The 23,985-nt window shown below is 35.3% G+C and carries 24 protein-coding genes; 1 reads left to right on the forward strand and 23 read right to left on the reverse strand.

Going from position 1 to position 23,985, the window contains the following annotated elements; translation table 11 throughout:
- From R2Q84_RS17940 to R2Q84_RS18035, 20 genes are all read right to left on the reverse strand, one after another.
- Positions 1-1,041, reverse strand: a complete 1,041-nt coding sequence (locus tag R2Q84_RS17940; RefSeq protein ID WP_316817959.1) for a polysaccharide biosynthesis protein — start codon at positions 1,039-1,041, stop codon at positions 1-3.
- A gap of 64 nt (positions 1,042-1,105) precedes the next feature.
- Entirely contained in the window at positions 1,106-1,918 is an 813-nt protein-coding gene (locus R2Q84_RS17945) for a glycosyltransferase family 2 protein (RefSeq protein WP_316817960.1), read from the reverse strand.
- Positions 1,919-2,040: 122 nt separating this feature from the next.
- Positions 2,041-3,231: a hypothetical protein gene (locus R2Q84_RS17950; protein WP_316817961.1), complete on the reverse strand. Its 1,191-nt coding sequence runs from the start codon at positions 3,229-3,231 to the stop codon at positions 2,041-2,043.
- On the reverse strand, positions 3,224-3,844 hold the full coding sequence (locus R2Q84_RS17955; protein ID WP_316817962.1) for a hypothetical protein: 621 nt from the start codon (positions 3,842-3,844) through the stop codon (positions 3,224-3,226). Before R2Q84_RS17955 ends, R2Q84_RS17950 begins: the two co-directional genes overlap by 8 nt.
- Positions 3,845-4,439: 595 nt before the next feature.
- Positions 4,440-5,522, reverse strand: coding sequence for an acyltransferase (locus R2Q84_RS17960; protein ID WP_316817963.1), 1,083 nt, complete (start codon positions 5,520-5,522; stop codon positions 4,440-4,442).
- A gap of 119 nt (positions 5,523-5,641) precedes the next feature.
- Positions 5,642-7,066: a right-handed parallel beta-helix repeat-containing protein gene (locus R2Q84_RS17965; RefSeq protein ID WP_316817964.1), complete on the reverse strand. Its 1,425-nt coding sequence runs from the start codon at positions 7,064-7,066 to the stop codon at positions 5,642-5,644.
- 49 nt (positions 7,067-7,115) lie between these two features.
- Entirely contained in the window at positions 7,116-8,321 is a 1,206-nt protein-coding gene (locus R2Q84_RS17970) for a hypothetical protein (protein ID WP_316817965.1), read from the reverse strand.
- Complete coding sequence (locus R2Q84_RS17975) at positions 8,321-9,580, reverse strand: O-antigen translocase (protein ID WP_316817966.1); 1,260 nt, start codon at positions 9,578-9,580, stop codon at positions 8,321-8,323. The genes R2Q84_RS17970 and R2Q84_RS17975 overlap by 1 nt, the downstream gene beginning before the upstream one ends.
- A 9-nt stretch (positions 9,581-9,589) precedes the next feature.
- Positions 9,590-10,687 (reverse strand): DegT/DnrJ/EryC1/StrS family aminotransferase, encoded by a 1,098-nt coding sequence (locus R2Q84_RS17980; protein WP_316817967.1) that lies wholly within the window; start codon positions 10,685-10,687, stop codon positions 9,590-9,592.
- A 33-nt stretch (positions 10,688-10,720) separates the two neighbouring features.
- A complete protein-coding gene (locus R2Q84_RS17985; protein WP_316817968.1) occupies positions 10,721-11,335 on the reverse strand; it encodes a DapH/DapD/GlmU-related protein in 615 nt (204 codons plus the stop codon).
- A 15-nt stretch (positions 11,336-11,350) separates the two neighbouring features.
- Positions 11,351-11,956, reverse strand: coding sequence for an HAD family hydrolase (locus R2Q84_RS17990; protein ID WP_316817969.1), 606 nt, complete (start codon positions 11,954-11,956; stop codon positions 11,351-11,353).
- Entirely contained in the window at positions 11,956-12,846 is an 891-nt protein-coding gene (locus tag R2Q84_RS17995; RefSeq protein ID WP_316817970.1) for an NAD(P)-dependent oxidoreductase, read from the reverse strand. The genes R2Q84_RS17990 and R2Q84_RS17995 overlap by 1 nt, the downstream gene beginning before the upstream one ends.
- Positions 12,846-13,910, reverse strand: coding sequence for a hypothetical protein (locus R2Q84_RS18000; protein WP_316817971.1), 1,065 nt, complete (start codon positions 13,908-13,910; stop codon positions 12,846-12,848). Before R2Q84_RS18000 ends, R2Q84_RS17995 begins: the two co-directional genes overlap by 1 nt.
- The gene (locus R2Q84_RS18005; RefSeq protein ID WP_316817972.1) at positions 13,907-14,320 is read right to left on the reverse strand and encodes an FdtA/QdtA family cupin domain-containing protein; all 414 of its coding nucleotides are present in this window, start codon (positions 14,318-14,320) and stop codon (positions 13,907-13,909) included. Before R2Q84_RS18005 ends, R2Q84_RS18000 begins: the two co-directional genes overlap by 4 nt.
- Positions 14,317-14,727: an FdtA/QdtA family cupin domain-containing protein gene (locus R2Q84_RS18010; RefSeq protein ID WP_316817973.1), complete on the reverse strand. Its 411-nt coding sequence runs from the start codon at positions 14,725-14,727 to the stop codon at positions 14,317-14,319. Before R2Q84_RS18010 ends, R2Q84_RS18005 begins: the two co-directional genes overlap by 4 nt.
- A gap of 15 nt (positions 14,728-14,742) precedes the next feature.
- Positions 14,743-15,960, reverse strand: coding sequence for a UDP-N-acetyl-D-mannosamine dehydrogenase (gene wecC, locus R2Q84_RS18015; protein ID WP_316817974.1), 1,218 nt, complete (start codon positions 15,958-15,960; stop codon positions 14,743-14,745).
- Positions 15,950-17,077: a non-hydrolyzing UDP-N-acetylglucosamine 2-epimerase gene (wecB, locus tag R2Q84_RS18020; RefSeq protein WP_316817975.1), complete on the reverse strand. Its 1,128-nt coding sequence runs from the start codon at positions 17,075-17,077 to the stop codon at positions 15,950-15,952. Before wecB ends, wecC begins: the two co-directional genes overlap by 11 nt.
- 100 nt (positions 17,078-17,177) lie before the next feature.
- Positions 17,178-18,254 (reverse strand): lipopolysaccharide biosynthesis protein, encoded by a 1,077-nt coding sequence (locus tag R2Q84_RS18025; RefSeq protein WP_316817976.1) that lies wholly within the window; start codon positions 18,252-18,254, stop codon positions 17,178-17,180.
- A 34-nt stretch (positions 18,255-18,288) separates the two neighbouring features.
- Entirely contained in the window at positions 18,289-20,763 is a 2,475-nt protein-coding gene (locus tag R2Q84_RS18030; RefSeq protein ID WP_410478432.1) for an SLBB domain-containing protein, read from the reverse strand.
- Positions 20,764-21,064: 301 nt separating this feature from the next.
- Entirely contained in the window at positions 21,065-21,757 is a 693-nt protein-coding gene (locus R2Q84_RS18035; RefSeq protein WP_316817978.1) for a hypothetical protein, read from the reverse strand.
- 178 nt (positions 21,758-21,935) lie between these two features.
- Here R2Q84_RS18035 and R2Q84_RS18040 point away from each other — a divergent pair, with 178 nt between their 5' ends.
- On the forward strand, positions 21,936-22,661 hold the full coding sequence (locus tag R2Q84_RS18040) for a tyrosine-protein phosphatase (RefSeq protein ID WP_316817979.1): 726 nt from the start codon (positions 21,936-21,938) through the stop codon (positions 22,659-22,661).
- 197 nt (positions 22,662-22,858) lie between these two features.
- Here R2Q84_RS18040 and R2Q84_RS18045 read toward each other — a convergent pair whose 3' ends face one another.
- The 3 genes from R2Q84_RS18045 to R2Q84_RS18055 form a co-directional block, all read right to left on the reverse strand.
- Entirely contained in the window at positions 22,859-23,053 is a 195-nt protein-coding gene (locus tag R2Q84_RS18045; protein ID WP_316817980.1) for a hypothetical protein, read from the reverse strand.
- A 99-nt stretch (positions 23,054-23,152) separates the two neighbouring features.
- Positions 23,153-23,692: a peptidoglycan-binding protein gene (locus R2Q84_RS18050; protein ID WP_316817981.1), complete on the reverse strand. Its 540-nt coding sequence runs from the start codon at positions 23,690-23,692 to the stop codon at positions 23,153-23,155.
- Positions 23,611-23,976: a hypothetical protein gene (locus R2Q84_RS18055; RefSeq protein WP_316817982.1), complete on the reverse strand. Its 366-nt coding sequence runs from the start codon at positions 23,974-23,976 to the stop codon at positions 23,611-23,613. Before R2Q84_RS18055 ends, R2Q84_RS18050 begins: the two co-directional genes overlap by 82 nt.
- Between the last annotated feature and the right edge of the window lie 9 nt (positions 23,977-23,985).

A 23,985-nucleotide genomic window follows, 5' to 3' on the forward strand; every position in this document is an offset into this window, starting at 1 on the left:
TTATCCGGGATACTGGATAGTATCCAAATCACCAAAAACTTCTTTTTTTATTAATGGAAGGTTGGACAACAATTTTTTCATTCCTTCTACGCCTAATTGCTTTGTATTATGAGAATGGTAGTCTTCTACATTAGAAATATCCGTCTCCCCTTCTGTGAAGAATTGATTATAATTCAAGTTTCGGTTATCAGCAGGTATCCTGTAAAACTCACCCATATCCTGAGCCTTGGTCATCTCTTCACGGGTACATAGGGTCTCATATAATTTCTCCCCATGTCTGGTACCGATGATATTAATTTTATTGTCTGCCTCGCAAAGCTCCTTGAGAGCCTGAGCAAGATCACCGATGGTACCAGCTGGTGCCTTATTCACAAATAAGTCTCCTTGATTACCGTGCTCAAAAGCAAACAATACCAATTCCACAGCTTCTTCTAATGACATTAAAAATCTGGTCATTTTCGGATCAGTAATGGTAAGCGTTTTCCCCTCTTTAATCTGTTTTAGAAATAATGGAATTACGGATCCTCTGGAGGCCATTACATTTCCATAACGCGTCAGACAAACGATGGTCTTATTGTCAATAATGTTACGTGATGCTGCAATCGCCACTTTCTCCATTAGCGCTTTCGAAATACCCATTGCATTGATAGGGTAAGCCGCTTTGTCCGTACTTAAACAAATCACTTTTGAGACGTTGTTTACAACAGCCGCATCAATCACATTCTGAGTTCCAAACACGTTTGTTTTTGTTGCCTCTAAAGGGAAAAATTCACAAGAAGGGACTTGTTTCAATGCTGCTGCATGAAAGACATAGTCTACTCCATGCATTGCTCTTTCGATACTATTATAATCCCGGACATCACCGATATAGAATTTCAACTTCTCATTATTAAGCTGATTTCTCATATCATCTTGTTTCTTTTCATCCCTGCTGAAAATACGAATTTCCTTAAAATGGTCAGAGTTCAAAAATCTGTTCAATACAGCATTTCCAAAAGAGCCTGTACCGCCAGTAATTAGTAATACTTTATGTTGAAACATACAATGTGTTTATTAATTATTCTTAAAAAATTTTAAATTAAATACCCCATCAACATTAATCCATTTACTGCACATGCTTTAAGTTTTTTAGGTAGTAAAAATAAGATGCCCTTGAAAATTCATATAACTTCCTATTGCTTATCTTTCCTATGGAAGCATGATCATGATGATTAACAATCAAATCCGGACGATATAATGTTATCCCATCTACACTTAAAACCTGATTCCCTATAATACATTCCTCCCCCATTAAAAAAATAGGTGCATCCAATTCTTTAAAATGCTTGAAAAAATTCTCCGTCAATATATAGCAAGCTCCGTATCCCATAATAATAGGCTGTTCATTTTCATGTCCAACCCTGTCAACAGGCTTTACCTGTTCTCTTATTGTATTATACATGAACTGCATGATATTCCCGAAGAAATAGTTAATGTAATAAATGCGTCTGTAAATCCGTGCAATTCTCGAAAATCGATTTGGGATATGAGGGTTCTGATGGATACCATCTAAACGGATAATATTGGGAGCGATTACCAATACATTTTCTTTTACAATCTTATTTTCAAGGTTTGTCAAAAATGACTCATCAAAAGTTAAATCGTTATTCCCAATTAAAATAAAATCAAAATCTGCCGCTTGAATTGCGTTAATACCAAGATTTAATCCTTTGAAATACCCTACGTTAGTGTCGCTTTTTATTAGAACAAGTTCATCATGACGTATCTCGTTTAACTGATCGATATCGGATTGATTTGAAGCATTGTCAACCACGATAATAGTCACCTTATGAGTACCCTTTACCTTCAACACATTATCAATGTACTCTTTTGTGAACTTGACGTTATTGTAATTAACACAAATAAATGCGATTTTCATTTTTATTTCTTTTATCAAAATTTAGTATGTCAAAATCAATCTGACAGGTTATCCGGCAAAATTAACAATTTAATTTACACCTCTCTTTTTCTGCTTTTTAGAATGAGCCTATCTTAAATCTCTCAATTCAAATTTGCTTCATAAAGCCTAACATAGCTCAGGTTCAGGACTTTTCTTGAATAAAAATCTCTTGCCTTAACCGAAATGTCAGCTCGTTTCTGATCATTAAATTTTTCAGAAGTAATGTTTAGGTATGAAACATAATTATTCAGTTCTTTTGAAACGGTATAAGCCTGATCCACTGTTTCATTCATGATAACAGGAAGGCCAGTCAGGCAATACTCTCCAAATTTGGTGGGAGATGCCACATAGTTCAATTGCTTCTTATCTCTCATTAAAAAAGCAAAATCAGAGAGATTATAGTAAGCATTCATTTCTGAGAAACTCACACTGGTAATGATCAATTGATCTGACTTCAAAGATTTAAAAAATTCGTGGGCAACATCCGGTTGGGAAGTGGCAATAACAACCATATTGTCTGGATTCTTGAGTATAGCCTCATATTGCTCGTATTGTTGTTGAAGAGATTGATAAGCAACCATGCTTCCTGAATATAAATATACAGATTTATGCACTGCGATATTTAGCTTTTCCCTCATTGTCCGGCGGAGCTCTCTATCAAAGAAAAACTTCTCCTCTGAAACAGGGCAGGGGATAATTTCATAACATTTTGTTTTTAACTTTTTCAGAAAAATCGCCGATAGGGCTCTACTCACAAATATGGCTCCGTCAGACATTTTGCAGTTAAAGTAAGCCACTATGCGATTAAAACCCAACAAATATATGTTTCCAATAAATCTAATCAGTACTTTTTTTCTTGACAAACTATCTTCCAACTCAGATACCGCATCTCCTCTGCAGTCCCAATAAACAGGTAAGCCGTGAAAAGGCTTAGTTAATAGACATAAGAATGTTGTGTAATCAGCTCTGCCCTGAATAAATGAATAATGATCTTTGTTTTTGATGAAAAATGCCACCAAAAGGCAAAGATTATAAATGGAAGAAAAAGGATAATAGATATTCATAGCCTTTTTCAACATGATTTTGATATCAGGATCTGTATTTTTAAATTTTGAAAGATTTTTATTAGAAAGATCCCAGGTTTTGGCGAAAGTGTCATATGCAAGAATATCAAAGTCCAATCCAAACTTTTTCATGCCTCTTGCATGTTCAATTACCTGAGAATTGAAAATTGTAGAACCTATTCCTTCATGTAATATAAAAAGTGCCTTTTTATTTGGTCGTTTATCCATTTTTTAAGGCAATTTGATTTTTATTGATGTGATCTTCATCTTTTGATAAGGTATTTTTATTGGCATATACAGAAATAAATAAAAGAATAAAAAGGTTATTGTTACCTGGTATGTCACCACTTACAAGGCTAGCCAGAAAGAAGTAAATACACAGGAAATTTATAATATTGGGCTTAAAAGATTTTAAAAACAAAAACAATACCAAACAAAACAAGAATACGCCTATTAATCCATTTTCAAAGAGAAGCTCTAAAAAAACATTATGTGGATAATACATCACATCCTCTCCAAAGAAAAATAAAGAATATGAACCGATACCGGCGCCTTTCAGGTAATCAAAATCGACATCAAAAAAAAGTTCAAAAAGGTTCAATCGTGCATACAAAGAATAAAAATTAGTTTCAAACATATAACCACCGATAAACACAAATCCTATTACAATAATACAAGCAATACCTGCTAATAGTAAGAAAAGTTGTCTTTTGGAAATCAGGTAACTCTGCTTGATAAAAAAAACTATCACCACAGAGAGAGCCGGACCTCTGGATCCACCACCAAATAACAGCACTAAGGCGATAAAAATTGAAACAACATACAATAAAAGGTTATTCATTCTAATTTTTGCACAGCATAATATGATCAACAGTAGCATGCCCACATACCTGGAAAACCAGATTGCGTTATCTATTCCGGGGATGGTGTAGCGATTTCCATCAGCTTTGCTGAACAGGATATAGGCTACAAAGATAAACCAAAGTAAAACAAAGGCATACTTTAAAAGAATCGATTCAACGGCAGGAAGGTCAACAACTTTATCCTTAGAAAACAGAAAAAATAACTCGACTATTAATATTGGGAGAAGGGTATTATATATAATTATTATAAACTTTTGTTCGGAAGCTATTACCGATGGAGTATAGCTTATACTCGCTAAAATCCAAACAAACAAGATGTAAAAAGTTAGTTTTGTCCAACTCTTAGAAACTGTTAAAATATTATTTGCGATTAGCGGAATTGCACATAATGAAACTACGATAATAAATAAGTAACTAGGAAGCGGCAAACCAATCATTTTAAAAACAAATGAAAAAATTACCGGAAATAAAATGATAAAAGAAAATAAATGATTAAAAATGGAATCCCTTTTTATCATAATACATTCCCTTTAAATTCCAAATTGCACATTAAACATTTCATCCACTAACTAGTTATAATTTTGATATTGATTTCTTCTTTAACTTCAGAATCGGCTGCTCAACAAACTTCCAAGATAACATTGCCAGACTCATTACAATTAAAAATACGAATACTACATAATAAGGTTCTTTAATGAATCTATTTTGCACAAATACGTTAATTACAAGCATATGATAGATGTAAATACCATATGATAAGTCATTTTCTTTTATAAAGGAATTACTCAATTTCGGATATGAAAAAACAGCAGATAAGGTTAAGCACGACAATAAAACATTTGTTATTATATGAAAAGGACTGCTAATGAAATAGGACACCAACTGTATATTTAAAAAATTACCCGCAAAATTTATATATATCAAATATATTATTAACCAAATAATAAATTTCCCAACAAAATATGTTTTAATCTTTTCCCATTTCAAATAAGCCACTACACCAAACATAAAACAATATAAATAAGGAAAAATAGAAACAGTGGCTAGCTTATGTATCAATGATTCGTGATTAAGTATTCCAAAATAGTAATTACAGAATATTGATATAACAAATATACCGCATATTAAAATCGTTCTTTTAATATTTGCTTTTGCTAAAAAATAATACAAAAGAGGAACTAAGCAATAAAACTGAACTTCGACAGCAATAGTCCAAAGACTACCATTTGGTGTACCAACTCCCCAAAATCTTAATAAATCGGGAGTGTGAAATTGAAAAAAAGTTAATTGTTCCAAAATCCATAAATAAAACGTTCTAGACAAAACAAGATCCTTAATATTCCCTGAATAAGCTTCCAGCAATAAAAAGATTGTAATCAGTAAGCAGACCCATAAGGCTGGATACAACCTCACTACACGATTAAAAAAATATTCTTTTACAGCCTTATGATTTTTCTCAAATGAAGCAAAGATTAAAAAACCACTTACTGTAAAGAAAATAGGAACCCCTGGAAAATAATAAATGAATTTCTCTCCAATAAAAGAAAATATTTGATTGTCTTTTAACTCCAAATGCTCAATAGAATGACAAAATAAAACTTGTAATGCAGCAAGTAACCTAATTAAACCAAAATTATTAATTTTATCAAACTTCATTTATTTCTAATTTATATTCTTCTTTAAATGTATATTCTTGCTTCTTTAAATGTATATTCTTGATTTGACTATTCTTTCTTCTATATCATGGAAACCAAAAAAATAGTCCTTCTTTTTTATTAATAACGGAAACTGAACAGTTTATTTTCAAATGAATAAATAACCAAAATTTTATTCTTATCTAGAATATAAGGTGTTGATGTCCCTTTATAAGAAACTACAACTTTAGCCCTATTTACAATGGCATTATTAAACACACAAAATACATCACCATTAATAGGGGCTTTATAATTTGTTGTTTTAGCAATGATATTTCTTAATACAGCATCATTCTCTATCTTATTTAATCCTACTGATGGCAATTTCGTAGCCAAGATAGACACGCTACCATTCAGATCAACCAACCTACTTTGTGATGAATCGACATCTTGTACATTCTTAGACACAAGGATATTTGAATAATTCACCATCTTCTTTTTTGCATCAAACACTTTTATCCTATGCCTATCAAAAGTGTTTCTTGCAATCTTAATTCCAGATGCATCCTGAAGCAAAATCCGATCGGTCATGATGGACCCCAACAAATAGTTATCGGATATATTCACATCAGAAATATTTTGTTTTCCTCCCCCATCCAATGTTATCCCTTTATAGCTTTTTTGAATGACATTTGATTTGACCTGTATATTGTTAATTAAATCCAGACCGTTTACAATGGACACACCAATAGCATTATCTGATAAAAAATTATTCTCCGCAACGACATTGGACCGTTGAATTTTAATTCCCCTTCTTCCATGTAAATAGCATATATTATTGTTAATCTCTATTTTCTGTATCGATTTAACATCATAATATCCCGTTATACCATATTTAATACTTCCAATTTGAATTCCATCTCCATCTTGTGTATCAAGCGGATTATTATTATAAATTACATTGCTGCTAATATTTCCCTGGTAAAGAGAATGAACCGAAACCCCATCACTTGGCAATGTCCCATCCCCGTTATTAAAAATAAGATTTTTACTAACATTAGCTGATTTTACCCATGCAATCAGTATCCCACTAAACTTACAATCTTGTATTTTACAATTTACGATCCTTAAATCTTTAGAGTAATATACAGCCAGACCGTTTCCATCCTTTTTTTGAGCTTTATTTCCCGAGATGTTAAGGTTGCTAATGCTTAACCCATTCACAAAAAAGAATTTAAATACATTATTACTCCCTCTGTTGATACACTTGATATTGGCATTATTCCCGATAATCTCCAGCTTCTGAAAGGGTGTAGCTTTCGTTCCAACTAAAGAAACAGTATCTACCAGATATGTTTTATTCTTCTCAAAATATAATTTAGCGCTATTTTTAGCAGCACTTAATACTGCAGCGTTAATTGCCCGGGTATCATCTGTTTTTCCATCTCCTTTAGCGCCAAAACTACTCACATATATGTTATTTCCCTGAGCAGAACATAGCAGGGGCACAAGAAAGAATACAAGACTTGTAATGGTAATCCTAAAGCATAAGTTCAATCTTTCCATATTCTTTATATTTTATTAAAAAAACAATTGATATTCAAGTTATTATATATTAAAAATCCCTAATTTTCCTATATAGAACATAGAAAAAGCGATAGATCAAAGGATTAAGTATCCTCTGAATATTAGCAAATTTGTAAGGATCGATTTGTTTTAACCCTCGGCAATGTTTAATCAATTTTAATGCGACTTCCTTAATGTCATGATTCTGAGAGACATAATTATAACATTTTTGTCCCAGATTTTTATCAACAGTATATTGATCCAATAACTCCTCAAAAGAATGATTACGATTAGTCGCAGACTCTATATTACTACCCAATGTATAATTTTGAGTTTCAAAAAGCCAATTGTATTTAATTTTATCTGGCATTGGATGAAATGAGTAATCTATGATAAATACAGGAATCTTTCTAGCAGCAAATTCCATACATGAAGTTCCCATAGAGACCGCCAGATCAATATGTTCATCAATATATTTATTCAATTCATCAGCAAGCAAAGTTCCCGTTAAGAAATACGGGATTTGAGATTCCTTAAGATAGGCTAGTAGATCAGCCTTTTTTTCTCCATCACCAATAATATGAAAAACGATCTTTTCCTGAGAAGATGAAGATTTAATCTCATCTATAACTTTGATTATTGAATTAACTTTATCATATGAGATTCGTCCGAGCCAACCTATGTTTAGCATTCCATTCTCAATCTTTTTTCTTTCAATAGTCTCAACTTTAAGGTCTAAAGGGATCGGGATATAATGTGGTTTTAGAGCTGTCTTTAACTCTTCCTGAACTCCTAAAAAATTAGCTTCATCCATGTAAATGATATTGCCATCATTTGATAGGTGCTCAACAATTTTTTTCACCTGCTCTTTCTTTCCAAAAAATTTTCTTCCATTATAATAAAGGGCAAACTGCAAATTATACGGCTGTATGCACCAAAATAGAATATTTAAATGATCCTTATTCCCTTTTACCAGATTATTGATATCAGATAGATTGGAAAGAGGTGTAATAAGAATCGTTTTAAAACCTATTCTTACAGAAGCATTTTTAAAGTTTAAAATATTAATTCTACTATTAGATTGTAGTTGTGATCTTAAGTACCCATCCTCAAAATCAACGACATTGACTGAGATGTCCTCGTATCTAGAAAGCTCGTCTGCCAATCTTATAAATAACATTTGAGCCCCTCCTACCCGCCTGCTCGGGTATAAAAAGGTGATCGACGTAATATTATGGCTTTCGTTCTCTATCATTAACTACTAGTTGTTTTAAATAAAATCCGCCTAAAGGTGAAAATCATTATCATTAGAAAAATAAAATAATTCAATGCAAATGCGATTGTAATTCCTTTTAAATGAAAGTGGTCAACAAGAACATACCCCAGAACTACATAAAGTACACTAAATCCAATTTCGCAAATTATATACATTTTGGTCATTGCTTTTGCTAACATAAGATAAGCAAGTATCCAGGATGCGATTTTAAAAAAGTCGCCTGCCAATTGCCATAGAAACAAATTCTCCATAGCAAGAAACCCATCTGTGTAGAGCAATTTTATTATAAAAAATCTAAGAAAAAAGATTAACATACAGCCCAGCAATACCACAGGCAGCACTATCTTATATACAGAAAGAATCTCCTTACGTAATTCCAAGTTCGTTTTTAAAGAAGACAATTTTGGTAAATAATATGTGGCCAGAGAAGTAGTTATGATCAACAAATATCCATCCGACACCCTCATCATGCCTTGCCAGTATCCTGCTTCATTTATCCCAACCTTACTAATAACCATATTACGCAAGACAATTTGTGAAACTGGAGCTGTCAATGCGGTAACCACTGCCATCAGGCTATAGCTTCCCAATTGTTTTCCTATTACCCTATCAAATTTGCCATTAAAATAGTTCCAGGAAAACCATGGTCTTTTAATGATTAGAATTAATGTAACAAAAAACACAATGGATTGAGCCAATACGAGCGCATATAATGCTCCATTTATCTTATAAAAATACACTAAAATCACGGTGAATAACAAACCAATTAAACTCCCGGCTGTATTCACAATCGTATAGACTTTAATCTCTTTTTTCCCATTTAAGATGGAAATCAGCAAAGAGTTTAATGAATATAGTATTATTGTCAAACCTAATACATGAATTGCATTTGAATAAAGATCACTCGCAAATATCCAAGCAGAACAATAAGGCGCGAGAATCAGTAAAATTAGTCCCACTATTAAAGAACAGTATATACTTATTTTAAAAGATGTACTAAATAATCTTTTAAGTTTGGCTTCATCACCATCAAATTCGGCTGTATACTTAATTACACCAGTATTAATGGCTCCGTTAGCAAATGTCAGTACAATAGTTATAAAATTTGCAAATGCGCCTATTAATGCCACTCCGGATGGACCGGTAAAGATTGCAACGACTTTACTCGCAGTAAAGCCAGAAGCAATACGTATAAAAGTGATTATTGCTGAAAAAAAGGTTGTCTTTACTAATTTCAAAGCAAAAGTTTAATACGCATTTAACACTTCAATTACCCGACTCACTTCGTGCTCTTTCATAACAGCACTCAAAGGTAAACTCAAAACTTCATTATGAATTTTTTCAGAAATAGGAAGACTTAACTCAGCCCATTCCTTATAGGCAGTTTGCTTATGAGGGGGTATTGGATAATGTATAACAGTTTGAATCTCGTTTTTTGTAAGATAATGTTGAAGTGCCTCTCTGTCATTCGTTCTGACAACGAATAAATGCCAAACATGTGCCTCTTGCTCCCTAACCTTTGGCAACTGAATCTTAGGATTATTAACTTCAGTCAGATACCTGTTCACGATTGTACGTTTAACAGAGGTCTCCATATCAAGTGTTTTTAATTTAACCCCCAATAAAGCCGCTTGCAACTCATCCAAACGACTATTTACTCCCTTATATATGTTTTGGTATTTTACGTGAGAACCATAGTTTAACAACGCTTTAATTGCAACAGCTAGTTCATCGTCGTTGGTTGTAATTGCGCCCGCATCACCCAATGCACCAAGGTTTTTACCGGGGTAGAAACTAAATCCAGCTGCATCGCCAATATTTCCCGCAGTGAGTCCGTCTTTTTTCGCTCCATGAGCTTGTGCACAATCTTCAATTACTTTTAGGTTATGTTTTTTCGCAATCGCATTTATGGCTGACATATCACATAACTGACCATACAAATGAACAGGTAGTATTGCTTTTGTCTTTTCCGTTATTTTGGCTTCTAATAAGGAAGGGTCGATATTATAAGAATCTAAATCCGGTTCAACTAAAACAGGAACAAGTTGATTAGCAGAAACAGCCAATATACTGGCGATATAAGTATTTGACGGAACGAGGATTTCATCTCCATCCTTAAACAAGCCTAATTCCTTGTACGCTCTTATAATTAAAATCAAGGCATCTAAACCATTAGCTACACCGATAGCATGTTTTACCCCGCAATAGGCTGCAAAATCGGCTTCAAATTTCTTTAGCTCAGCCCCCATGATATACCATCCCGAGTCCAATACACGGTCAAAAGCATTCTTCAATTCTTCCCTGTGAAGTTGATTTATTGTTTGTAAATCCAAAAATTTAATCATAATTCAATATTTTTATAGTATTCTATTTTCTTTTTATAGGCTTCTTTTTACAACGGCAGGATTTCCTGCTGCCAATACGTTAGCAGGGATATCCTTCAATACAACGGAACCTGCAGCAATAATACTGTTATCACCAATTGTAACGCCTTTTAATATAATACATCCCCAGCCTATCCAAACATTATTACCTACAGTAACGGCCGATTTATTCACAACCGAATGATCAATTCTATATCCCATAGACTCACGCATTCGAATTCCCGGATTTATCGGATGAAAGTCTGTGTCTGATATCATGGTACAAGAGGCAATCTGACAATTTGCTCCAATTGTAACACGGTCATAAGCCGTTATAGAAACTCCATTAAGCATAGAATTGGCACCAATCTCAATGGTTCCATTCAAGCCACAGGCTAAAGTACAATTAAACGTAAGTGCCGTATTTGAATGCTTCGCGTCGGAATTTAAAACAACTTTACTTCCCAGCTTTACCTTACCGTTCCCCGGTATCTTAAAAACAGGAAGATTTCCCAATATTCTAATCGGCCCATTTGTTTCCAGTTTTTCACCATACTTCCATTTCAACAATTTTGTTTTTAAAATCTGTATGAAAGAAACACTCCTCTGGTTAGATAAAAGTTCAGTCATTCTTTTATGATTTAATTAAAAATTAAGGCTCATTACATTATCTACAATTATATCTGGTTGATATTCAAACAAAATGTCTCTGCCCAAAAATCCAGATAGTACTGCCGCAGTATTTATTCCCAGTAGTTTACCTGTTTGAATATCTTTACCTGTATCACCAATAAACCAATCCTGACTCTTCACATCTACGGCATTAATGATCAGATCATACTTTTCTAGTTTCTGCCCTGTCACAAATACCTTTTTAAAAATTTGCTGCCATCCATATCCTTGAATCTGTTTCATGGCAATCTCTTCAGATTGTCTGGCAGTCACAACAAAAAGATCATGTTCTTTACTCAGTTCAGTCAAATACTCAGTTATACCATCAAATGGGTGGTCCAAATCAAGCCACTTGTCAGCTTCAATAAGTCCCATCCACTTCACTTCAAAGTCAAGGAAAGCCTCCAAAGAATAGCCGAACTGACTCAGGAGTATTTCCTTATGACTAACCCTATTCATTTTATACCCCCAATATTCCTCAAATGTATAAGCTGATTCAGGAACTAAATGTTGAAAGAGAAAATAGAGCCTGTCTTTTGAGTCTATTAACGTACCGTCTAAGTCAAAGAAGATATTCATTAGTTTAAGTTTAACATGTAATCCCACTCACTTTTTAAGCCCTCAGCCAAAGAATGTTCTTTGGGAAGTAAATATCTCAGCATCTTACTATTGTCAAATTTTAGGCTTCTGATTTCAACTTCTTTTGGGATCAGTTTGATTTCAGCTTCTTTTCCACTGAGATCAATTATTTGCTGAATGAGCTCTTTAATGGAAATTGAATAGTTACTTACCAAATTCACGACCCCAATGTCTTCTCTTAAACTTAAAGAATTCAAAATGGCTTTAACAATATCATCTATATAAATAAAGGCACGTAGATCTGCACCAGTGCCCCAGAGTTCTATAGTTTCACCTAGTAATAGCTTTCTCATCGTAACTGGAATAACTTTTTGATAAGCTTCTTCTCCAGGTCCATACACATGACCTATACGCAATATTTGTCCAAACGTCCCTGTAGACTCAGCCCAGGAAGTGATTAGCTTTTCGCCATAAAGTTTCGAATGTCCGTACAAGGACGTCGGTGCTATTACTGAATCTTCGGAGATTAAATCGGCATTTCCATATACATCAAGGGTGCTTAAGTAAATAATTCTCTTCAAATTCGGAAGAAACGAACTGATTAACTTCTCAATATTATAAATATTCTGATTACAATTTTTCCAATCGTTACCCTGCTTTGAATTCTTTGGAGTAAAGGCTCCGGCATGGATAATCGTATCCACGGCATCCGCAACCCCATTTACCTTAAAAAAATCAACGTCAAAATTATAATTGTTATGAAGAAGATAATTACATCCAGCTATTGGTCTGGAGGTTAATGCAAGTACATTTTTTTTCCCGTAAGTTTCAATTAAAGAGGACAAAAGGTGTTTCCCTATAAATCCAGATGCACCGGTTAATAAGATCATTAGAACCTCACTTCGTTTTTTAATTGTTCAGAGGTCATTAAGCGAGGCTTGGTATCCATTCCTCTAACCCATAACAAACCGTCTTCCAGTGGGTTTATTTTCTTTTGAAGATCTGGCAACTCATTATACAACACAATATCCTTAAATATTTCCGGCAAATTTAATCCAGCTTCAGTAAAGAACAAAACAGTCGTAAAAAATCTAGAGATATTAATTTCTGTAGGATTAGGGACTCCATTTTTATCGTAAGCCATGTCCACTCCAAAAATACCGTGTGGTTTATCTGAAACAGCTTTTACAGTTTCAATTGAAATACGATCTACTTCAGGATCAGAAAAAGTCTGCCCTACTTTTGTTACACCTGTAACTCCTGAAACAGTTCTGTTACCATGAGTCCAACCTTTTCTGATTCTTGTTTGAGCCACAACTAATTCTCCTTCATTCCATACAGACAACCAAGTAACTGTATCTGGAGTCAACATTTCAGCGGCAACAAAATCTCCCCAACCATTATACCTTTCAATCCATCCCTTAGCAAAAGTATAGTCACTGGTAGGTAACGCTCCTTTTCCTCCTCCGCCAATAGACGAAGCCCTAAGCCAGATCTTACCATTCTCATCACCCAATTCCGAGAATGCTCTTTTTAAATCATTTTCATCGTTGATCATGATATTCTCAGGAACTTTAACACCGGCTTCTTTACACTTCAAATAGGTTTTATATTTATGTACACAAGTGTCAATAACCTCATGCGAAGGCATATATGTTTTTACACCTAAAGCATGAATTTCATCCCTTAACATTGAAGCATGGTAAATTTCCAGATCATTTTGGAAATGAACCAAGTCCGGTTTTGTTTCTCGCAATAACTTCAATAAGGCTTCTTTGTACTCAGGACTATCAGCATAAGGGATATAATATTTCTCCTGGGCATTAGATAAAACCAAATCAGTTGGTTCACTACCCATTCCAATAATTATTTCATTCTTCTTGCTTCTTAGAAGAGAGTTAATCACTCCTTCTGAAGGAGCGCCACCAGCACCGGCAATTAATATTTTTTTCATGTGTTTATATACTGTTTAAAATCATTATAGTCTCGAAGGTAATCCGCTTCATTATATGTGTGAGAAGCGAATACCAAACAAATCGAGCCTGACGAAAAATTGATCTCCGATGCCCAAATGCCAGGAGGAATATGCAACCCAACGTAAGGACGGTTCAATTGAACCAAACGCTTAGTTTTTCCATCATCCAAAAGCACCTCAAAACTCCCACTTGCTGCAATTAAAAACTGATGACATTCTTTATGTGCGTGTGCTCCCCGCGATTCACCTCCTGGTATATCATACAAATAAAATACTCTTTTAACAGCAAAAGGAATTTCTACATTATTATGAACAGGGGTAATATTTCCTGCGCGGTTCATAATCCTGGGCAGTTCAAAAACTGAACAATCGTATACTAAAGTCCTCATATTTTATTTTTTTCCAGAAAATATTTATAATCTCTGATGTAATCCTTTTCATCATAATCTTCCGATGCGACTACAAATGCGAGAGAATTTGTAGAAAAATTCTCCATCCCTCTCCACAATCCATTTGGAACATAAAGGCCGTAATAAGATCTATTTAAAGAAAATACTTTTTTCTCAGTTCCATCGTCTACAACAATATCAAAGCTACCAGAAAGGGCAACAATGAATTCTTGATTGTTTATATAACTATGCCCACCTCTTTCTTCTCCTCCAGGAACATCATAGATCCAATAGGTCCTTTTTATTTCAAAGGGGGCGTGTGAATTACCCTCTAAAAAAGAAAGATTTCCTCTGGGATCAATAATCTTAGGAAGTTCAATAATTCGGCATTCATTTACGCTACTCATAGTGGTTAGATTAAATTAGTTTTTAGCTGTTACCCCACAAAAGTCTAGGATAATCTTTTCCGAATTATTTTCAAGTTGCTTAAATTCTTTATGGGCAACAAGAAAAGCAATTATATCAGCGTTCTCATAAGCATTTTTGTAATTAACCAGATCAAAAATTGGATGCTCAGAAATATTTGGTTCAACTACTAAAGTATTTTCCTTTTCTCCTTCAGTCTCTAAAGCTCTTTTCACAATATGAACTGCCGGAGATTCTCTTAAGTCGTCGATATCGGGTTTAAATGCTAAACCAAAGTAAGCAACTCTTGCCTTTCTCTGATGCTTTAATTCGAACTGTAATGCTGCATTTTTTATTTTTTCAGAAACCCATTCTGATTTATAGTCGTTACTTAATCTCGCTTGTTTAATAACTTTAGCTTCTTCAGGATAGGCTGAAACAATAAACCATGGATCAACAGCAATGCAATGTCCGCCTACCCCAGCCCCTGGTTGAAGAATATTAACTCTAGGGTGTTTATTCGCCAATTTAATGAGCTCCCAAACATTAATATTAGCCTTATCACATATCATCGACAATTCATTTGCAAATGCGATATTTGTATCTCTATAAGAATTCTCCACAAGCTTACACATTTCAGCTGTTTTAGCATCTGTAATTAAGACTGCGCCTGATACAAAGCTTTCATAAAAAGCCTTAACAAGCTTTGTAGATTCTTCTTTTGTACCACCCACAATTCTATCATTCTCAATAAGTTCCTTCATCACTTTACCTGGAAGAACTCTTTCAGGGCAATGAGCAATGTGTAGCTTGTCAGTATTTATATTCATTGATTCCAATGTCTCTACGATTTTATCTGTAGTTCCCACTGGAGATGTGGACTCTAGAATAATAATATTACCGTCTTTAAGATAAGGTGAGATTGACTTGGTTGCCGAAATTACATAATCAATATTAGGAACATAATTATCATGAAAAGGGGTTGGCACAGCAATAATAAAAACATCCGCTTCCTGAGGTTGAGTGCCAGCTATTAACTTTCCTCCGTTCACTGCAGATCTAACAAAAGTATCTAATTCAGGTTCGACGATATGAATTTCGCCCCTATTAATGGTATCAACAACACGCTGAACAACATCAACACCATAAACCATATAACCTCTATTAGCTAGTAAAGCTGCAGTAGGTAAGCCTATATACCCTAAACCAACAACACAAATTCTATTAATATTCATTTCTTATATCATTTAAAATAAAATCGACAATTCTTTGAGATGCAGATCCATCTCCGTAAGGGTTATGCAACTCACTCATTTGGAGATAAGCATCTTTATCATCTAACAACCGTTGCGTTTCTGAAACAATTCGATCTGCATCAGTTCCTACCAACAATACAGTTCCTGCCTCCACAGCTTCCGGACGTTCAGTCGTATCTCTCATCACAAGTACAGGCTTACCTAAAGAAGGTGCTTCTTCCTGAACACCTCCGCTGTCTGTAATGATCAGATAAGAACTATTCATCAGCCATAAAAATGACTCGTAAGCAAGTGGACTAATCAAGTTAATATTAGGGGTATCAGCCAATAAATCAAATACAGGCTTCTGCACATTTGGGTTAAGATGTACAGGATAAATAATCTGCACGTCAGCATTATTCTCTGCTATAGCCTTTAAGGCTTTACAGATATTTAAAAATCCATCTCCAAAATTTTCTCTTCGATGACCGGTAACCAGAATAATTTTCTTATCAGGAATTATCAAGGCTCGCAGGGCTGAAATCGCGTCATTATCAAGATTCTTAACCTTATTAATACCAGCAAGAAGTGCATCTATAACAGTATTTCCAGTTACAAGTACTTTATCTTCTGCAACCTGATCTAACAAAAGATTGGATTTTGATTTTTTTGTTGGAGCAAAATGAATATCCGCGAGCTTTCCCGTAAGGACCCTATTCATTTCTTCAGGAAAAGGAGAATGCTTATTATATGTTCTTAATCCCGCTTCAACATGACAGATCTTCACATTACTATAGAAACAAGCAATGGACGTTGCAAATGTAGTGGTAGTATCACCATGAACAAAAGCATAATCTGGTTTAACTTCTTCCAGGATTGGTTTTAAACCAGTTACTATAGCCGCTGTTAAGCTAAAAAGATCCTGACCTGGTTTCATTAGATCTAAATCAAAATCAGGAGTGATTTCAAAAAAATCCAACACCTGATCCAGCATCTCTCTATGTTGTGCGGTTACACAAACCTTAATTTCTACCTTTTCGTCTTGAAACTTTTTAATAAGAGGTGCCATTTTTATAGCTTCAGGCCTCGTACCAAACACAAATAGAAGTTTCTTCATTTTAACTTTTTATATTCTTAATTGATTAAAAAATTCATTTTATATACCCCGGATTCGCATTGGTGAAACAAATAACCAAGGCTTCTTTTTCATTAAGATGCTAATGGTTTATTAAAAATCTTTTGAACAAGAGGAATAGAGCAGTCATCAGTGTAAAAAGAACTCCACCGATAAACATACCTTTCATTTTCCCAAACTCTTCTTTTTCCAATGGAAATACCGGACTATCCACCACCTGAATTAGCGGGTATTCTTTTCGCATTGCCATCTTAGACATTTCAAGATTTTTCACCAGTTCACCTAAAATATCTTTATTGGTTTCGGCTGAAAACTGGGAGCGTTGTGCTGGAACCACACGTTGTACCTGTCTTGTAGGATTTAGATTCGGGGTAGCATCCATTGCCGCTGCAGCGGAGTAGATAGCCCCATTCATTACCGCCCTAACAGAATCGGTCTTCTGCTGCAGGATTGCGATATTATCTAAAGATCTTTTAGTCTTGGTCTGTATATAGAAATCGTTAACATTTTGTACAATGTGATCATTGAATTCTTTTGCAAAAAATTCATCACCTCCTCTAACCTCTGCTTTTATGATACTTAACAGTTTATCTGGCTTAACAACCTTTAAATAATTCTTATTTATATCATTGACAATGGCTCCTAAAACACTGTCTTGTAAACGGGTAAAATTATGCTTTACATTAAATTGAATGTCTTTTAAAGCGGGGAATTTTGCCCACTTTTCTCTGAGTCCGTTAAAAGCAATATATCGATCCACAAGAAGCTGTTTCTTCCCGTCATATTCAACCTCTGTCAATAATGTTTTTTGAATCATTGTGCGTGATTTGTACAACTCAAGGATATTATCTCCTCGAAAAATTCCACCGCTACCACCACCGCCCACATCAACGCCAACCATTGAAGCCAGACCAGCATACTTTCCTAACCCACCTCCACTATCTCCATCTTCCAGTACAAAAGTGGTAACAGCGGTATAAACAGCTTTTTTATAATGGGCATATCCGAACCCAACCAATGCACCAATCACGCAAAATAGTAACAAGACCCCCCATTTTGACAACAAAAATTTATACCATTCTATGATTTCGAGCACTATTCCATTCAAAGAAATTTCATCCGAATTACTAGGCTGCTTATTTATATTTTCTGAGTTCATTTGATTAATACAAAAAGTTGGATGATCTTATAAGTTATCTAAGCAAGGATACTACTATTGCTGCCAACGAAGCCAATCCCGTTCCCAAGCCAATCCAACTCTGTGCACTCATCTTTTCCTTCTCCGCCTTTTTAGGCACTAAAATTTCAGATCCTGGCTTAACCCTTGGGAAGTTATTAAAGAACAAGAACTTACTGCCTGCTTCAACAGCACCGTTCGCATATCTAATATATGCACCTCGTTTTAATGCACTAGAAGAAAAGCCTCCGGCACCATTAACATATTGCTTAAAGCTCTTACCTGGTAAAAACACAATACTATTTGGATTCAAAACCTCTCCTGTTACCTTAACTGTTTGCAACTGCCTTGGCACTCGAATCACATCACCATCTTCAACTATCAAATCGTATCTAGATTTAGGCTGATTTAAAATCCGCTTCAAGTTAATCCCAACCAAATCGGACTGAATCAACTGTTGTTCAATGGCCGGCTTCAACTTTTCTTCAGCTCCAACTTCCTCTGCACGTTTCAAATTAAGAAACTTTTTATCCTCCTCTTCCTTGTTATTAATGGCATTTTTATCCCCAGGGCTCACCTTTTCTGCACCTGGTCTTTTTAAAGATGCGCCATCCACATAAGCAATTGGGGTTAAACCTCCAGCTCTTTTAATCAAATCAGAAATTCGCTCATTTTTTTGAGTAATTGTATACATACCAGGATACAATACCTCTCCTTCTAATTTAACTTGTTTTTGAACCTGATAACCTTCAGAGCTCCTTACAGTCACCAAATCAAAAGGCTGAAGTAAAAATTTGTCATCAGATAATTTAAGATTCTGATCTACACCTACAATGAAAACTCTTGCAGTTCTTGCAGAATCCGAGCGTACATTACTATTTCTAACCCTTCTCGATATCTCTATACGATTTGGAGTTGCCCCTTCTTTAAAACCACCAGCCATTTGAATCAATGCTTCTAAACTGGTATTATCTGCATACTCAAAAGTACCAGGTGCTCTAACTTCACCTTGTATACTTAATTTATACTCATCGCGTAAATCAAATAGTGAAGAAATGGTTACCTTATCTTCTCTTTGTAAAGTGATATCTGGTTCTGTACCCGTTTGGATTTTAGCTACATCAAATGATATTAAAGCCAGGGTATTATCAGCATTTAAACGATTGATATAACCTCTGTTCAAAAAAGCATCTTCCGTTACACCTTCAGCTTTAGCGATCAGCCCTTTTAACGTAATTCCATTATCTAGAGCATAAACTCCCGGGCGAAAAACCGCACCCAAAATCTCTACTCTATTCTGGAACCTATCCAAAATTGCCTCTACAACATACTTGTCGCCATTTCTAGGTTCGTAAGCTGTAAAGTCTGCTGCATTGATATCTGTTATACGACGCTCTTTGTCTGTATTTTGGAAAGTCTTTATTTTAGCGGTATATGCCTGCGGTGTAAATCCACCTGCAAAACCAATCAAATCCTGCAAATGCTCCCCAGAAACCACCTCAAACAAAGCAGCTGTTTTAACTTCACCTTGAATCTCTACCCGTTTATCAAAAACAGGTACATTGATCACATCCTGATCCTGTAAACGAATATTATTTTGCTGAATTCCTTTCAAAAGAAAATCATACACATCAATCGTAGCTACGACCTTATTGTTACGTATGACCTGAATTTTACGGAATGACCCATTTAAAGAAGGTCCTCCAGATGCATACAATGCATTGTAAACAGTTGCCAATGAAGATAAAGTGTAAGTACCTGGTTTAGTGATCTGCCCGGTCATTACTACTTTAATGCTCCTGATATTTCCTAAATTGATAGATAAACTTGTAGCCCCAGAACGCAATGAAGGATAAGTTTTTGCCATAGCTGCACGAATCTTCGATGTGGCCTGATCAATTGACAAACCTCCAACCGAAACTCTACCTACATATTGTAAGTTAATTACCCCTTCAGGGCTTACCAGCAAATTATAACTAGCTTCGTTGTCACCTGTCAAATCGATCAGCAACTTATCATCAGGACCAATAATATATCCTTTTGGGGTAGCGATTCTTAAATTTGGTTCAAATTTGATATTGCCATTTCTGAAAAGCTCAGAACCAAATACTTTAGGCCCAATCTCCTCATCTTTTATCTTCTTTTCGTTGTCTACAGCTCCACCATCTGTAGTTTCACTCATTTCCCTACCAGTACTTCCAGTATTATCATCAGTTTGGATAGTGGTCACAGCCCCTTGCTTACGTACCTTTTCAACACGCAATTGAAGCTTTTGAATTTCCTCCTGCTTCATCCCCTGCGCTGCAGCCATTTTCCCTAATTGAGCTTCCGTATAGCCAATAGATTCTGCCTTTTTAATCATCTGCAAAATCTGCGCGTCTGATAGCTCATCCACCTTCACATCTGCATAATTCGACTGGGAAAAAGCCGTCTCCGTCATTAAAATAGCAAAGAAGAATATTATTGTAGTTATCGTTCTTTTAAAGTTCATATTATTGAGTAGAGAGTTAATGGTTATTATTTTGTTCATGAACGGCTTTTTATACAAAAACGTATAAAACCTGGTGATTTTGCGGAGTACGGATCAAAACTTGCCTAAACGGCTTGAAATCGGCATATCTATTTAGATTTGAGAGGTTAAAAAAAGCAGTTTTTAAAAAAAACATCACGTTTTCTTTATTACTGTTCAAAAATATATTGGTTAACTTAACTTTCATGTGGTAGATGTAGTTTAGTATCGGCTGCAAATATATTAATTTAATTGAATGTTGATTAAAAACGAGCATAGCGAACTACTTGGCCCTGCATATATTTACCTGAATACCTACAGAAATTGCATTGGTTAAAAATTCTGATTTGTTATATTTATTAACTGTCCGGGTATTGTTCGCATCCTGTGCTATTGTTTCTTGCCGCTCGTAAAAATAAAACCATTGAATACTACTTTCTGCAAACAGGGCCACCTGGCGTATTGGATAAATTTTAATCCCTATTACAGGTGCAGCAGTAAAACCGGTCTTACTTGTCTCAACAACACCAGAAAGTGCTGCATCGGGACCGTTCGTCAAAATCTTTTTCGAAATTACCGTTCCATCAAATTTATTTTCCCTGAAACCAATGTCAAATCCGAAATAAGGCTGTATTCTCGAAAAGTTTAGGTTTTTTTCGAAACCAATGGTAAAATTAAAATCCTTCACTTTTCCGTTCAACTGCTCGCAGTTTAAACAGTTATTGACAACTTCCATATCTCTTCTTATGTAGCTTCCTCCCAATCGATAACTGATCTGATTGTCGTTAAATTTGATCATCCCTCCATGAAAAACTACGTCTTTAAATTCTTCTTTCTTTTTTTGATTTAAAACTTTGGGCATTTGCATAATGCTATATCCCTTTACAGCTAAGCTGTAATTGTAATCATCACTCGTTTGGGAAAAAGCTGCATTGGATAACAATAGGGAGAGCGCGATAAGTAAAGTTTTTTTCATTAACATTGCTTAGGGCGGATTATATGTTTTCGGTTCAAATGTAAAATAATAATTACAATATCGAATATGTTTATGGTTTTCCATCCCTATGCACTTTTTGTGCCACAAATCAGAAATCACTACATTTATTATATAATTATAAAAAGTTAACATATCCTAAGCACCATAATTTTTATAGATGTTTTTTTTCAATAGGTCAAAATCCTCATATAACGATTTCAGTGCGATAGCAACAGACATGCACTCTCATCTGATACCAGGAGTAGACGATGGCGCTAAAGATATTGCAGACAGTTTACAGCTGATAAAAGGCCTAAGTGAATTGGGCTTTACAAAATTATATACCACACCACATACCTTACAAGATATACACCCGAATACTTCGGAAACCTTAAAAAATGGCCATGCGCAGTTGGATGGGAAATTACCGCATGGCATGACCCTAAACCTTTCTTCCGAATATTACCTGGACGAAGAGTTCAAAAAACAGCTAACAAGCAACCAGTTAATACCATTACCGGGCAACAGATTACTTGTAGAATTCAGCCAGATTTTCAGACCACATGATTTAGAAGAAGTGATATTTGATATTGGTATTAAAGGATACCAGGTTATTTTAGCACACCCAGAGCGCTATTTATTTTTTCATAAACAATTCAACTATTATACCCGGTTAAAAGAAATGGGCATTGAATTTCAGGTCAACGCCATGTCTTTAACCGAACATTATGGGAAAGGTATCAAATCCATCGCCGAAAAACTCATTGAGAAAGGCATGATTGATTTCATCGGGACTGACATACATCATGTGAAACATCTGGATGTGCTAAAAAAAGTACCATCCACTAAACATTATGCAAAATTAGTGGACAGCGGTTTACTTAAAAATACTGAACTGAATTAAGGGGTACTTCTTCCCTTTGAATTCCCCCAAACATATCTATACAAAACGTAGCTCATCACCACAGCAATGATCACCACCACATATAGCCAGCTACTTAGTGGTTCGGCTACTTTTACCCTAACACCCTGTTTAGCCTCTAATCTTTCTTCCTGGCTTATTTTACCAACCTTAACCTGATCAACCTGCTCTTTAACGTGCTAAATTTGGTAAAATCCGCTATCGTTCCAATATGTAAAGGTTCGGGTTTCTTTATCCGCATTTTTTAAAACCAGCTGAGTAGATTCCAGCTGGTTGGTTGATGATTGTGTAGCAGTAGCATTTGTTTTACTTGTTTTTTTGAATACACCACAGCCGGAAAGGCAGAAGAGTATTAGAAGAAGTATATTTTTCATAATCTTAAGCTTTTTTCTTTCTATGATCTAAAAAATTAGTATCTCAGAAAAGGCCTTTGCGCTTTTGCTCTTCGCAAAAGATGCCAGCCTTAGAAGAGATCACTCATTTTTTACCCAATCCGCAAAACGGTTTATACTTCTCACATGCCGCGTGCGGCGATACACACCATCACCTTCCCGACTCCCATTTACGTTGGTATTTCCTTCCATACTGAACACCCAGTTATTTCTAACTTCTTCAACAATCCCACAATGTGCAATTCTCTTTAATGAAGGATAATAAACACCAAATACAATACCCGGCCGCACCGCTTTGACCAATCTTTTAGCGGGGAATAAATCCGGGCTCCAAGCCGTCTTAGGCGCTGAATATCCAGCTTCTCCAAAAACAAAGGACACCCAAGCGGCACACCAGGGTGCCGGGGTTTTGATCCCGACGTAGCGGAGGTATTGCGCAATGCGCTCGCCACTGTTCGGAACATCGCTTTCGTAAACGCCCTCTTCTTTTCTCGCGGCAGCGATGATTGCCAGATAATGTCCATCATGCCCATAGCTACTTAAATTACTGCCGAAAACACGCCCAGAACTGTTAATAACAATAAGGCAAACGAAGCCCAGAAAAAACTTAATTGCTGCCATGATTCGAGTGTTTTAAATTGTGAAACCATATTGCCCAAAACAGGCAGACCTAAACTTGTCCAAAGCCTTTGCAAAAGCCACCAACATAATCCTGTGATCAGCAAAAAGGAAATGAGACTTAATAAAAGCAATAACCATATATTGGGATCGATCACACCAATAGTTGGGTCACCATTTATCACCAACCGCTGCACAACCGGCCAAAGCAATAGTAATAAACCCAATAACAACACCAGCAAATAGCTGCCTGCTGACTTTGTATTCATACCTGTTAATATATTCATGATTTCTAT

The sequence above is a fragment of the Pedobacter nyackensis genome (assembly GCF_032678475.1).
GTDB classification, from domain to species: Bacteria; Bacteroidota; Bacteroidia; order Sphingobacteriales; family Sphingobacteriaceae; genus Pedobacter; species Pedobacter nyackensis_A.